Annotated in this window: 10 protein-coding genes; 3 read left to right on the top strand and 7 right to left on the bottom strand. The window is 43.2% G+C overall.

Annotated features, from left to right (window positions below):
- The first annotated feature begins 230 nt into the window (after positions 1-230).
- The 3 genes from mfd to AAJP47_RS10260 all read left to right on the top strand — a co-directional run bounded on the left by mfd (position 231) and on the right by AAJP47_RS10260 (position 6,403).
- Positions 231-3,932: a transcription-repair coupling factor gene (mfd, locus tag AAJP47_RS10270; protein WP_346717832.1), complete on the top strand. Its 3,702-nt coding sequence runs from the start codon at positions 231-233 to the stop codon at positions 3,930-3,932.
- 267 nt (positions 3,933-4,199) lie between these two features.
- The gene (locus tag AAJP47_RS10265; protein ID WP_192522485.1) at positions 4,200-4,631 is read left to right on the top strand and encodes an HIT domain-containing protein; all 432 of its coding nucleotides are present in this window, start codon (positions 4,200-4,202) and stop codon (positions 4,629-4,631) included.
- 353 nt (positions 4,632-4,984) lie between these two features.
- Positions 4,985-6,403, top strand: coding sequence for an adenylate/guanylate cyclase domain-containing protein (locus tag AAJP47_RS10260; protein ID WP_346717831.1), 1,419 nt, complete (start codon positions 4,985-4,987; stop codon positions 6,401-6,403).
- A gap of 122 nt (positions 6,404-6,525) precedes the next feature.
- On the opposite strand, the gene fdx is transcribed toward AAJP47_RS10260, so the two are convergent.
- The 7 genes from fdx to AAJP47_RS10225 all read right to left on the bottom strand — a co-directional run bounded on the left by fdx (position 6,526) and on the right by AAJP47_RS10225 (position 12,663).
- The gene (gene fdx, locus AAJP47_RS10255; protein ID WP_346717830.1) at positions 6,526-6,864 is read right to left on the bottom strand and encodes an ISC system 2Fe-2S type ferredoxin; all 339 of its coding nucleotides are present in this window, start codon (positions 6,862-6,864) and stop codon (positions 6,526-6,528) included.
- Positions 6,865-6,980: 116 nt separating this feature from the next.
- Positions 6,981-8,861 carry a Fe-S protein assembly chaperone HscA gene (hscA, locus tag AAJP47_RS10250; protein ID WP_346717829.1) on the bottom strand — a complete coding sequence of 627 codons (1,881 nt, stop codon included), beginning with the start codon at positions 8,859-8,861 and terminating at the stop codon, positions 6,981-6,983.
- Positions 8,862-9,100: 239 nt separating this feature from the next.
- Positions 9,101-9,682 (bottom strand): Fe-S protein assembly co-chaperone HscB, encoded by a 582-nt coding sequence (gene hscB / locus AAJP47_RS10245; protein WP_346717828.1) that lies wholly within the window; start codon positions 9,680-9,682, stop codon positions 9,101-9,103.
- 112 nt (positions 9,683-9,794) lie between these two features.
- The gene (gene iscA, locus AAJP47_RS10240) at positions 9,795-10,115 is read right to left on the bottom strand and encodes an iron-sulfur cluster assembly protein IscA (RefSeq protein WP_346717827.1); all 321 of its coding nucleotides are present in this window, start codon (positions 10,113-10,115) and stop codon (positions 9,795-9,797) included.
- A gap of 227 nt (positions 10,116-10,342) precedes the next feature.
- A complete protein-coding gene (iscU, locus tag AAJP47_RS10235; protein ID WP_346717826.1) occupies positions 10,343-10,759 on the bottom strand; it encodes a Fe-S cluster assembly scaffold IscU in 417 nt (138 codons plus the stop codon).
- A gap of 171 nt (positions 10,760-10,930) precedes the next feature.
- On the bottom strand, positions 10,931-12,157 hold the full coding sequence (locus AAJP47_RS10230; protein ID WP_346717825.1) for an IscS subfamily cysteine desulfurase: 1,227 nt from the start codon (positions 12,155-12,157) through the stop codon (positions 10,931-10,933).
- The gene (locus AAJP47_RS10225; RefSeq protein ID WP_346717824.1) at positions 12,154-12,663 is read right to left on the bottom strand and encodes an Rrf2 family transcriptional regulator; all 510 of its coding nucleotides are present in this window, start codon (positions 12,661-12,663) and stop codon (positions 12,154-12,156) included. The genes AAJP47_RS10230 and AAJP47_RS10225 overlap by 4 nt, the downstream gene beginning before the upstream one ends.
- Positions 12,664-13,149 lie beyond the last annotated feature (486 nt).

Genomic DNA, 13,149 nt, shown 5'->3' with positions numbered 1-13,149 from the left:
ACATGGACTGGGGTTTTTTGGTATTTATACGACTGTTTTTAGGCTGATACATTTTATTTCTTTATGCTTTGGTTTCGTGTAAAAGATGGGATAAGCAACAGCCATAGGCCAGATATCTTGATAATGCTGCGTAAAATGACTAAGTGACAAACCGTTACGGCATAAGTTTTGGTAATTGCTTAAATATTCGTATAATAGCGGTCTGACTTTTAACTTTGATTCTACTTTTTATGCCTATCACAGCTCTGACTGACGCATTTGACCCTATCAACCAGCAGTTATTTCCCATCCAACACGCACAGCGACGCTGGCTTGCGCCTGTACATGGTGCTGTCAGTAGTTTGTGGCTAGCAAGTTTGATGCAGACCCCAATAGAAACCGTTGCTGATCGTCTCAAGGTTGTGGTGACGCGTGATCAAAACCAGTTGAATCAGATAGAGACGGAACTGGCGTTTTGCGGGGTTGATGCCTACGTGTTTCCAGATTGGGAGACGCTTACGTATGATGAGTTGTCCCCACATCAGGACATCGTAAGCGAGCGTATCAATCTGTTGACTGATATGCCAACCACAGGTGTGTTATTGATCTCCGTGCAGGCGCTGATGCACCGTGTGGCACCGCCAAGCTGGCTTATCGGACAACATTTTGATTTGAGTGTTGGCGATCAATTTGATATCAATACCCAGCGTGAGTTACTGGCAAAAGCGGGTTACCGTGCGGTTGAAAATGTCTTTGAGCCGGGTGAGTTTGCTGTCCGTGGTAGTATTATCGATATTTTTGCAATGGGTCAGCCGTTTCCGCTGCGTCTTGATTTATTCGATGATGAAATTGAAACGATTCGCTTTTTTAATCCTCAGACTCAGCGCACATTGACTGTCGATGATTTGAACGCAATGATGACAGGCAACGACAGTAGTCTGGCAAAAGAATCTTTGTCTTTATTGCACAAACTTCCTGATATCTCAAAGCCTATCGAACAGTTTCAAATTCTACCAGCAAAAGAATTCCCCCTTGATGAAGGTCGTGAGACTTTCCGTACCAATTTTGCCGCCATGTTTCCTAATGCCAGCAGCCGTAAGTTTGAGCTGCATAAAGATGTCATGGCAGGTATTGCAAGTAGTGGACTTGAGTATTATCAGCCACTATTTTTCGATGCCGAGGAATGGCATGCAGAGAGTAGTCTATTTGCTTATTTGCCAAGTAACGCGTTATTCATCACCGACGAATTGATTCATGAAAAACAGGCAGATTACTGGTCACAAATCCAGCGCCGCTATGAAGAACGTCGTCACGATATTGATAAGCCTATTGTCGCGCCTGAATTACTCTATCTGTTATCAAATACTTTTAATGAATATCTCAATCATTATCCGAGAGTGATATTAAGTGCGCGTGATGAGCTGAGCACTATGAATGATATCGTGGCCACTGATGAGGAGGCGTCATTAGAGCGTCTAACACCAAATAAAAAACAGGGCCTTGTGACCTTAAGCGCTCAAGAGCCACCGTCTTTAGCCGTGAATCATCAAAAATCTGAACCTTTGGCTGAATTGTTAGACTTTTTAAATATACAGGCACAGACCTCGACACCCGTATTGATCGTCGCGGAAACAGCGGGTCGGCGTGAGATTTTGATTGAGCTATTCAAAGGTAAAATTGATGTTAAAGCGTATGATAGCTTTGAAGCATTTTTAGCAGCAGATAAAAGCCAAAATATAGCAGAGCATAACTTACCACAAGTTGGCTTGACGGTCGCGCCTATTGAGCGCGGTGTGTATGTGCCTGAGCGATTGGTACTGATTAGTGAGACGCAATTATTTGGACGTCAGGTACTGCAAACGCGTCGTCATCGCCAAAGCGGCGTGTCAGAAGAGTTTTTGGTCAAGAGTGTCACCGAGATTACCGAAGGCAGTCCAGTTGTTCATATTGAGCATGGCATTGGTCGCTATAATGGTCTTATCACCTTAGATGTTGGCGACGGCGAGCAAGAGTTTATCCATCTAAAATATGCTGATGACGCCAGTATTTATGTACCAGTTGCCAACTTACAGATGATCAATCGCTACAGTGGTGGCGATCCAGCACTAGCGCCATTGCACAAAATCGGTAGTGGTAAATGGGATAAAGCCAAACAAAAAGCGTTAGAGCAAATTCATGATGTGGCCGCCGAGCTATTAAACATGCAAGCAAGGCGTGAGGCCAAGGTTGGCATTCATTTTAAAATAGACAGCTCGCAATACGAGCTATTTGCGAGCCAATTTGCGTTTGAAGAAACCCCCGACCAAGCAAATGCTATCCATGCTGTGATGGAAGACATGAGACAAAACCAACCGATGGATCGTCTTATTTGCGGAGATGTGGGTTTTGGTAAAACAGAAGTGGCCATGCGTGCCGCCTTTATTGCGGTCAGTGCAGGCTATCAAGTGGCCGTCTTGGTTCCGACCACGCTACTGGCAGGTCAGCACGAAGACAATTTCCGCGACCGTTTTGCGGATTGGCCAGTACGCATCGAGACATTATCGCGTTTTGGCGGTAAAAAGCATCAAGATACGGTATTGGCTGATTTATCAGCGGGTAAAGTTGATATTGTTATCGGTACGCATAAGCTGCTACAACCGGATGTGAAGTTTTCTAATCTAGGCTTGATGATTGTCGATGAAGAACACCGTTTTGGTGTCCGTCATAAAGAGCGTATCAAAGCCATTCAAACCGATGTCGATAGCATGTCGATGACCGCGACCCCAATCCCAAGAACGCTTAATATGGCGTTGTCAGGGATGCGAGATATGTCAATTATTGCAACGCCACCAGCACGTCGTTTGGCAATCAAAACCTTTGTTATGCAAAAGACAGAAGCCTTGCTCAAAGAGGCGATCTTACGTGAGTTATTACGCGGTGGACAGGTCTATTTATTGCATAATGACGTTGCCAGTATTGAGCGCATGGCAGAGACTGTTCGTGAGCTTGTGCCCGAAGCGAGGATAGGCGTTGCTCATGGACAGATGCAGGAGCGTCAGCTTGAACAGGTGATGCAGCAGTTTTATCATAAAAAGTTTAACGTATTGATCTGCTCGACCATTATTGAAACGGGCATTGATGTTCCCAATGCCAATACCATTATTATTGAGCGTGCTGATAAGTTTGGTCTGGCCCAGCTGCATCAGCTGCGTGGTCGTGTGGGCCGCAGTCATCATCAAGCTTACTGCTATCTATTGGTACCTTCTATTAAAGGTCTCAAAGGTGATGCCAAGCGTCGTCTACACGCCATTGAACGCGCCAACACACTGGGCGCAGGCTTTATGCTGGCAAGCGAGGATTTAGAAATTCGCGGCGCTGGTGAAATATTGGGCAAACAGCAAAGCGGTAATATGCAAGCGATTGGATTTAGCTTGTATATGGATATGCTAGAGCGTGCGACTAAGGCGATTAAGGCGGGCAGGGAGCCTGATTTGAGTACGCCATTATCGCTCACCAGCGAGATTAATCTGCATAGTTCTGCACTAATCCCAGAAGAGTACTTGCACGATGTGCATCAGCGTTTGTTGTTTTATAAACGTATTAGTAATGCAGATGACAAAGAAGCGCTGACAGACATTCGTACCGAAATGATTGACCGTTTTGGTACACTACCGGATCAGACCAAGCACCTGTTCGCCATTCATGGATTGCGCTTACAAGCAGAACCGCTTAAGATTAATAAAATCGATGCCAACAGCAGTAGTATGACCCTTGAGTTTGCGCCCGATACTCCAGTCGAAGCATTAGCGATTATTGAGCTGATTCAGACAGACGGTCAGCGCTACCGCATGAATGGTGCCTCCGGTATTCGCTATCAGGACGCCGATAAGCTGGCAACACCGCAACAGCGTGTGACGGTTATCCAAGAGCTACTACGCTATTTTAGCGGCCATATGGTCGAAGAATCGGCATAGTTCAGCACGGCCTAATTTGAGGATAACAAAATACGTGTTAAAGTGGTTTAATGGGTTAAACTGCTGAGCGATCAAACGTTGAGCGGCCAAAAATCTGTTCAGTCAAGAAATGATACCAAGGTAAAATCTTAAGCAATAAGGACTGGCGCTATTTTATCGGATAGATACCTGATAAAATAACGTCACTGTATTTTTAGCCCATGCTATTTTGTTTTTAAACATACTTATTTTCTTTTATCTAAATGCTATAACAAGAGAACCGTCACTATGTTCCAACTTCATCATAAACTTGCTGCCGATAGTTTTTTGGTAGGTGATTTTCCATTATCTACTTGCCGCTTAATCAATGACTGCCAGTTTCCATGGTTGATCTTGGTGCCGCGTGTATCGGGTATCAAAGAGCTATATGAGCTATCTGAAGCCGATCAAGCGCAGTTTTTGCGTGAGTCGAGCTGGTTATCGAGCCAGCTTGCTAAGACTTTTCAAGCCGATAAGATGAATGTTGCAGCACTTGGTAACCAAGTACCTCAGCTACATTTTCACCATATTGTCCGTTATCAGAACGACATGCAATGGCCAAATCCAGTATGGGGCGTGCCAGCGGTTCCTTATACTAAAGAAGTATTGGCACAAATGCAGCAAACCCTAATGATGGCGCTACGTGGTCATCATCAAATGCCATTTGATTGGCAAATGTAATAGAGCGCGAACGTTATTGCATAAAAGAAGCCAGACACTCAACAGTATCTGGCTTCTTTTATGCAGTGAAAAATGGTCTTTATTTTATTTGTGAATGTTCAACACACCCTAAATACTGATCACAACATTCGATTTCATTTCAAATCATCGGTATTAGATCGCCAAATATCCAACAAACGGATGAAGGGGGCTTGTTTGGTGACCAGTGATTTAGGATTTACTTCATTTAGAACGTATAATATATTGTTAGCTCACGTGATAGACAAACTACTGTGGCGCTCAGGGTCATATAGAGGTTGCGACTGTCTTCTTGAGTTTTTGCGATAGCCTGCTAGATTAAGCGATTCCTTCTCATGCCCCTTTCAAACACATCCAAACTAAAGCTTCCCTCAAAAAATAAAGAAGCCTGCCAATTTGACTACCCAGAAGTTTTTGTGTTGCTTCTTACGGTGTTCTTGCTCGCTTTCCATTTTGACTTTCGTCCTACTTCAATGGCGTTACTGGTCACTGTCAGCTTACCTAGTTTGATGATTCTTATTTATAACTATCGACGCCAAAAAAGTTTTTGGACGTCGAATATGGTCATCATTCTATTTGCTATGGTGATCGGCTCTCTACAGCTTTGTATAGTGATCTCACTCAGCCTAGCATCCTTGATCGGCGTACGTATCATCGTTGATCCGAAAAACAATCTAAAATTGGTTGCGGTGGCACTGGTAACGATACTTGTGTTTTACTACGTGAGCACCATTCTAAATGGGCCTGATATGCCCTGTATAGAAGGTTGGTTGCCGCCTGTAATATTGTTGGCCAGTATGGTCGTTATCCTTTATCAGTTTCGTGACACGCATCACGCCTATACCAAGTATAAAGTAAGCTCTCATCAGGCTACCGGACGTCTTAGTACGATGGTGTCGGTCATCAATAAACTAACGCGCTTTGTACCACCGCAAATTTGGGAGCCGATCGTAAGATCAGATAGCCCTGTGAGTGTGTCTAACAGACGGGCAAAGCTGACCATTATGTTCTCAGATATCGTCGGCTTTACCGAGCTGTCTGATAGCTTGAGTGCTGATAATTTGGCCGATATTTTGAATACTTATATGGACTGTATGACCTTGATTGCAAATAAGCATGGCGCCGTCCTTGATAAATTTATCGGCGATGGCATGGTCTGTTTTTTTGGAGAGCCTAATACGCGCGGACCACGCCAAGATGCACTAGATTGCGTTGCGATGGCAATAGATATGCGCCGTGAAATGCGAACGTTGAGACAAAAATGGCGACTGATGGGGTTTGATGGCCTGTACATTCGTATCGGGATTACCACAGGATATTGTCATGTTGGTAATTTTGGCAGTAATAACAGACTCAGCTATACGCTTATCGGCAAAGAAGCCAACCTTGCAGCCAGACTTGAGTCCAGCGCGGAAAGAGGCATGATATTGATTAGCGAGAGCACTTATGACTATGTTTGTCACAACTATGAGTGTCTGCACGCCGGCTCGTTCCAGCTAAAAGGTTTTGATGAAAAGGTAAGTGCATGGCAGGTATTGGATCCAGATACTCGTAACAATCAGCAATCAAAATGGTTGGATCACACCTTACCTGGTTTTAATTTGCATTTAAATTTCAAAGATATGAACGATCATGATTATCAAGATATCATGGCACGCTTGAATTTTGCGCTCGAACGTATTGAGCAGGAGCAACAAAAGGTGGACTCAAATATAGCAGCAGAGAGCAAACGTAATAATATGCATTCAAAGTAATAATATAAATATAAAACTGCTCAACATGCTCTAAGATAAAAAAATAGCCAGCCATGTAAACCATAGCTGGCTATTTTTTATCTTTACAATGCATTTAATTATAAATTGCACGATAAGCGCGTTTAGTGATTCTCTTTTGCATGATTGAGGGTATATTTAGGAATCTCAATGGTCAAATCGGTGTCCTCAAGCATAACTTGACAGGACAGGCGTGAGTCAGGCTCCAATCCCCAAGCGCGATCCAATAAATCCGCTTCGACATCGTCCATCTCATCCAAACTATTAAAACCTTTACGTACTACCACGTGACAAGTGGTACAGGCTTTCGACATCTCACAAGCATGCTCAATCTTAATGCCTTTTTCTAGTAACGCTTTACATAAGTTTTCGCCAGCATCCAGTTCGACTTCAGCGCCTTCAGGGCAAATTTCGTGATGGGGTAGTACGGTAATCTTTGGCATAAAATGTCTTTCCAATGCTAATCAATGTAAAAAATAAAAATAGAAGGTCAGCTCGATATCATTACTTAGCGATATTACTAAGCATCATTACTTAGCGATATCACTAAGAGTAGCTGCTACCAATCTTGGGCGCTGGTGCCTGCCATACTGGCTTTAACGCTTTGATTCATAATGCGAGCAGCAAACGCATCGCTATGCGGTTTGAGCTCGGCTTGCTTCGCTTCGATCAGGGCTAAGTCGCTAGTGGCAAGTGCTGCTTGTAAGCTTTGTATGTGCTCAGCTAAAGAGCGCTGTTCTTCTGTCGTCAATAAGGCTGCGAACTCTTTGAGAGCAGATTGCAGGGCCAATACTTCTCGCTCAGCTTCTACTTTGGTTTCAATCAAAGAGCGCGCGTTTTTGTCTTCTTCTGCATGCTGGAACCCTGACATAAGCAACTGTTCTTTTTGCTCATCTGATAAACCATAAGAAGGCACAATCTCAATTTTACTTTCGGTTTTGGTGGTGGTTTCTTGTGCACTGACCGTCAACTGACCATTGGCATCAATACTAAAAGTCACCTCGATACGGGCAAAACCGGCCTTCATTGGTGGAATGCCATACAACTCAAAACGCCCTAGTGAGCGGCAGTTTTCTACTGTTTCGCGCTCGCCTTGTACCACATGAATAACCATTCCGGTTTGACCGTCTTGATAAGTCGTAAAGACTTGACGCTTTTTGACAGGAATAGGCGTGTTACGTGGAATAAGGACTTCAACCAAGCCGCCCATCGTTTCAAGACCCAGTGATAATGGCGTTACGTCTAATAATAGTAGATTGTTGTCACTGTCGCCATTGACCAATTGATGCGCCGTTTGCGCCGCCCCTAAGGCAACTACTTCATCTGGATTCAGACGACAAAGCGGCTGTTTGTTAAAGAAATCCGTAACGACTTGCTGTATGGCAGGCATACGAGTAGAGCCACCAACCAAAATAACTTCGTCTAAATCCGCGCTCGACAACTTCGCATCACGTAGTACCTGCTCACATACGCTGACTGTACGGCGGCTGACAGGCTCTATGATGGCAATCAACTCTTCACGGCGCAATACACCTTGATAGGACTGCTGATTAATGATGATATCAATCTCGACCTGCTCAGCATCGGTCAATACTTGCTTATAACTTTTGGCTTTTTGTGCCAGTATTGACTTGTCGTGACTACTTACCTCTTTGGGATCAATATTTAACTGTTTGATAAGCCAATTGGTTATTAAGCGATCAATATCATCGCCGCCCAGTGCGCTATTACCGCCCGTTGCCAAGACTTCAAATACCCCATCAGTCAGCTTTAAAATAGAGACATCAAACGTACCGCCGCCAAGATCATAAATCAGATAATAGTTTTCTTGATTCTCTTTATTAGTAGGCTGGTCAAGTCCATACGCGACTGCTGCTGCGGTTGGCTCATTTAAAAGACGCAAAACCGTGATACCAGCCGCTTGCGCTGCATCTTTGGTGGCTTGACGCTGAGCCTCATCAAAGTAAGCGGGAACGGTAATCACGGCGCCCTCAATACTGTCATCAGGTAAGGCGCTTGCTGCCCGCTGTTTGAGCGCGGCTAAGATACGCGCTGACACCTCAACAGGAGAGACATTGCCTTGAGCAGTAACGAACGCTGGCATGTCATCTTTGTGACCACTTAACTCATAAGGATGAGAGAATTTGATGTCTGCTTGGCTACGACCCATAAAACGCTTGGCCGATACAATGGTGTTTTTTGGATCATCTGCTAAATGGGTCAGCGCTTCATCACCGACTAAGGGATTGCCGGTACTTGGATAATAAACAACAGAAGGCAGTAAGGTATCTTTACTTGAGTGAGCTTCTAAAACTTGCGCCTTGCCCGAGCGAACCACAGCAACCAGTGAGCGTGTGGTACCAAGATCAATTCCTAGACCAAAACGGTGCTGATGGGGTTGGGCGCTTTGGTTGGGTTCGGCAATTTGCAATAAAGACATAGGATAACTCAGATATAAAATGAAAGAGATAAAATAAATAAGTGAAATGGAGCAAATATCGTCAAGACACTCCAAAAATTAACAAATGCGCGCCTATTATAAGAATATTAAAGCGTTGCGACTAGGACACGCCCTAATAATTTTTCTATGGTTAAAATAAGAAATTATACGGTATCGTCGTTACTATTTTAACCATCAGTTTGCCGCGCTCATACCATATCTACATGTAAATACAATATCTACATATATAAGTCGTCGTCATCTGACTGGTCAGCCGTTGCGACTTCATCAAGACCTGTCGTGACATCCGCATTTAGCTTAACCAAGAACTTTAGTTTTTGAGTGGCGTCAATGGCGCTTTGCCACTCTTTATTCTGATAAGCGCCATTAAAGCGATCAGACTGTGTGGTTAAGCGCTCTACAATTTGTGGATGTAATTGTTGTAACGTTGGACGGTCTTTTTCTTCAATCGCGTCATCAAGCGTCATACGCATCTCCATCGCATCTTCTAAGAAGTCTAAATCTGCGATTGAATTCTCTAGGTTTTGTGCTTGTCCTGCCATATCTAATAGATAGCTGGCTCGACTGTCAGGGAAGCTTAACGTTTGATATGCTTGATTGATAAGGGCTGAAGCTTGTTCAGAATGCTGATGAGCTTGGGCGGTGTCTGTTAGATTCTTTGCCACGTTATCAGGATGGTATCGCTTTTGCAGCAGACGTAGATGTTGATCGAGACTGTGTTGATTGACTTCAAATTGTACAGGTTGCTCAAATAGGGCAAAAAAGTTATCAAACTGTGCTTCTGGAGTAATATCTGTCATATCGTACGCCTTACTTCTTTATTTATTTTTAACATGCGGGTTTGGCTAGGATTATTCATACTGACGAAACAGATATTAATCAAATACAATCTCAAGACGATTAACCAAAGTCTTAAACTGTAAAGGATTCACCGCAGCCACATTCGCCTTTTTGATTAGGATTGGTGAATTTAAAGCCTTCGTTTAGCCCTTCTTTTTCGTAATCCATCAATAGACCATCTAAATAAACCAAGCTTTTAGGATCGATAAAGATGCTGACGCCACGGCTTTCATACCGAGTGTCATTTTCATCAGGCACATCCACAAATTCTAAAACATAAGCCAAGCCCGAGCAGCCTGCTGTACGTATGCCGACTCGAATGCCTTCACCTTTGCCGCGATTGTCCAAAAAATCTCGAACATGCTGAGCGGCGCGTTCTGTCATTTCAATCATGCCAACTCCCATTGACTATCAATAATAAATATTAATAAAACGTTGTATAAATTGGCAAGCAAAAGACAATTTTGCCAAAACAATACTGACAACGTTTAGAAAACAAAAGGTGACAATGGCATAAGCGTTATTGTCACCTCTTTAGCGTTAGTCATTATTTAATATACTGTCATCAAAGCATTACTAACAAAATAATAGCGACTACTACCACTGACTAGGTCAATAGATTAGCTAGCCGTTTCTGCTGCTGCGTTTTCTACTAATGCGCCATGCTTACCTTTATAGTCATTAATAGCCGCTTTAATAGCATCTTCTGCTAATACAGAGCAATGGACTTTGACAGGTGGTAATGCCAGCTCTTGAGCGATATCATTGTTTTTGATTTCGCCAGCTTGGTCTAGGCTTTTGCCTTTGAGCCACTCAGTCACAAGTGAGCTTGATGCGATAGCAGAGCCGCAGCCATAAGTCTTAAAGCGGGCATCTTCGATGATACCGTTATCATCAACTTGAATTTGCAGACGCATCACATCGCCACAGGCTGGGGCGCCGACCATACCAGTACCAACGTTTTTGGCATTTTTGTCAAGATTGCCAACGTTGCGTGGGTTTTCGTAATGATCAATAACTTGGTCACTATAGGCCATGGGGTTTTCTCCTAGTTAGATGATGAGCAGTCGTTTATTAAGTTTAAAATACCACTAACTCATCGATATTTGGGGTCAAACTTATCGCTTATAAATACTGTATTTATAACTGTCTGATTGATCGTAATATAGCGATATTCGATAGCCATACTACTTTTTAAAGTCTATTTTTTAGTGCTCAGCCCATTCAACTGAATTTAGATCAACACCTTCTTGGTACATATCCCAAAGTGGTGATAGGGCGCGTAGCTTATCAACCGCCTCATGCATTTGCTTAATAATAGTGTCGATATCTTCTTCTGTCGTATAACGACCAAAGCTAAAGCGGATCGAGCTGTGAGCCAATTCGTCTGGACGACCAATAGCACGCAATACATAAGATGGCTCAAGAGTCGCTGATGTACAGGCTGATCCTGATGATACCGCTAAGTCTTTTAGAGACATCATGAGTGATTCACCTTCAACGAAGTTAAAGCTGATATTCACAATATTAGGCACACTATTTTCAAGATCACCGTTTAGATAAATCTCTTCGATGTCTTGCAAACCGTCCCACAATTTTTGACGTAATTTTGCCGCATGAGCATGATCCGCTTCAAAGCTTTCATTGGCTAGGGCAAACGCAGCCCCCAGTCCTACGATCTGATGCGTCGGTAACGTGCCTGAACGCATACCGCGCTCATGACCGCCGCCGTGCTGTTCTGCTTTTAGGCGAATACGAGGTTTACGACGAACGAAAAGCGCGCCAATACCTTTAGGACCATATGCTTTATGACCTGAAAAGCTCATCAAATCAATTTTCATGTTTTCAAGATCAATTCGTACTTTACCAACGGACTGAGCGCCATCAACATGGAACACAACGCCAGCTTCACGAGTGATTTCACCAATGGCAGCAACATCAGTCACTGTACCAAGCTCATTGTTCACCATCATCAGTGACACTAAAATGGTGTCTTCACGCAGTGCGTCTTTAACTTGCTCTGGTAAAATCAGACCAGTGCTAGGCTGCGGCTCAAGATAAGTAATCTCAAAGCCTTCTTGCTCAAGCTCACGGCAGGTATCAAGTACGGCTTTATGTTCAATTTTACTGGTAATGATGTGCTTACCACGAGACTGATAAAAATGAGCCGCGCCTTTAATAGCGAGGTTGTCAGATTCAGTCGCACCAGAGGTAAAAACGATTTCGCGTGGATCCGCATTAATCACTTCAGCCACTTGTTGACGGGCGGTTTCTACGGCTTCTTCCGCTTGCCAGCCATAGCCATGAGAACGCGAAGCTGGGTTACCAAAAATGCCATCTACCGTCAGATACTCGCTCATCTTTGCCGCTACTGATTTAGCAACTGGCGTGGTGGCGGCATAATCTAAGTATATAAGGTTGTTATGTTGGCTCATGCTGGGTTTGCCTCGCTGTTCGATAGAGTAATAGTATTAATATCTTTTATGGAAATATCTTTGTTTGATGTGTGCTGGCGTTCTGAGACCAACTGCACATTTTCCATATCTAATAATTGCGCTAAAGTTATATTTTTCAAGTACTGTTCAATGTGGTTAGACAAAGCACACCATAAATCATGGGTCAGGCACATTGTACCACCTTGACAGTCACCACGTCCTTCACATTGCATGGCATTCACTGATTCGTCCACCGCAGATATGATGCTCATCACATCTATTTCATGCAACGGTTTCGCTAGTAGGTAACCACCAGCTGCACCGCGTATACTGATAACAAGACCACGTTTACGAAGCTTAGAAAACAGCTGTTCGAGATAGGAGATAGAAATAGATTGTCGCTTGGCGATATCAGATAAAGAAACGGCACTGTCTTGTTGGCTAGTCTGTAATGCCAAATCTAATAATGCAGTAACGGCGTATCTGCCTCGAGTAGTCAAACGCATAGGTTATCTCCAAACTTTAATATCAGTTTTAGTTAACAACGGTCTTAGCAAGATGAGATTTATAATTGATAACAATCGCTAATATAATAATCATTAATATTAAGCAGTATTATAAGTAAGACTCATTGACTGGCTAAGAGGTCTTTAATCGTCATTAAACAGCAGATGATTAACCCGATGTGTGCAACGATTAAGGTAATTATACTTAAACCTGAGTAATTTAGTCAAGATTAAAATGTGGTTGAATGGTTAATCTATCTTATTATGACGATTGGTAAAAACAATGATGAAAAGTAAGAGGGGCGTTGCGAGGCAATGAGTAATTCTCAACGTTTTAGACCAAAATGATGAGGGTTGTCTCAGAATTTATAGGAGGAATAAAAAAGAAAAACGCTTAACCTCTTTGCATATAATAGAGGTCAAACGCTTATTTTGCTTACTTGTTTTACTTACTACTAATGGGGCTTATCATGTTTAACGTTTACT

Origin of the sequence: Psychrobacter halotolerans (assembly GCF_039680845.1) — a bacterium.
Classification (GTDB): domain Bacteria; phylum Pseudomonadota; class Gammaproteobacteria; order Pseudomonadales; family Moraxellaceae; genus Psychrobacter.
Note: the sequence above shows the minus strand (reverse complement) of the source record. Positions and strands in the feature narration are given on the sequence as shown.

Excerpts from the sequence above, each read along its gene's own strand:
- mfd (WP_346717832.1), top strand. The coding sequence starts at position 231 with ATGCCTATCACAGCTCTGACTGACGCATTTGACCCTATCAACCAGCAG.
- AAJP47_RS10265 (WP_192522485.1), top strand. The coding sequence starts at position 4,200 with ATGTTCCAACTTCATCATAAACTTGCTGCCGATAGTTTTTTGGTAGGT.
- AAJP47_RS10260 (WP_346717831.1), top strand. The coding sequence starts at position 4,985 with ATGCCCCTTTCAAACACATCCAAACTAAAGCTTCCCTCAAAAAATAAA.
- fdx (WP_346717830.1), bottom strand. The coding sequence starts at position 6,864 with ATGCCAAAGATTACCGTACTACCCCATCACGAAATTTGCCCTGAAGGC.
- hscA (WP_346717829.1), bottom strand. The coding sequence starts at position 8,861 with ATGTCTTTATTGCAAATTGCCGAACCCAACCAAAGCGCCCAACCCCAT.
- hscB (WP_346717828.1), bottom strand. The coding sequence starts at position 9,682 with ATGACAGATATTACTCCAGAAGCACAGTTTGATAACTTTTTTGCCCTA.
- iscA (WP_346717827.1), bottom strand. The coding sequence starts at position 10,115 with ATGATTGAAATGACAGAACGCGCCGCTCAGCATGTTCGAGATTTTTTG.
- iscU (WP_346717826.1), bottom strand. The coding sequence starts at position 10,759 with ATGGCCTATAGTGACCAAGTTATTGATCATTACGAAAACCCACGCAAC.
- AAJP47_RS10230 (WP_346717825.1), bottom strand. The coding sequence starts at position 12,157 with ATGAGCCAACATAACAACCTTATATACTTAGATTATGCCGCCACCACG.
- AAJP47_RS10225 (WP_346717824.1), bottom strand. The coding sequence starts at position 12,663 with ATGCGTTTGACTACTCGAGGCAGATACGCCGTTACTGCATTATTAGAT.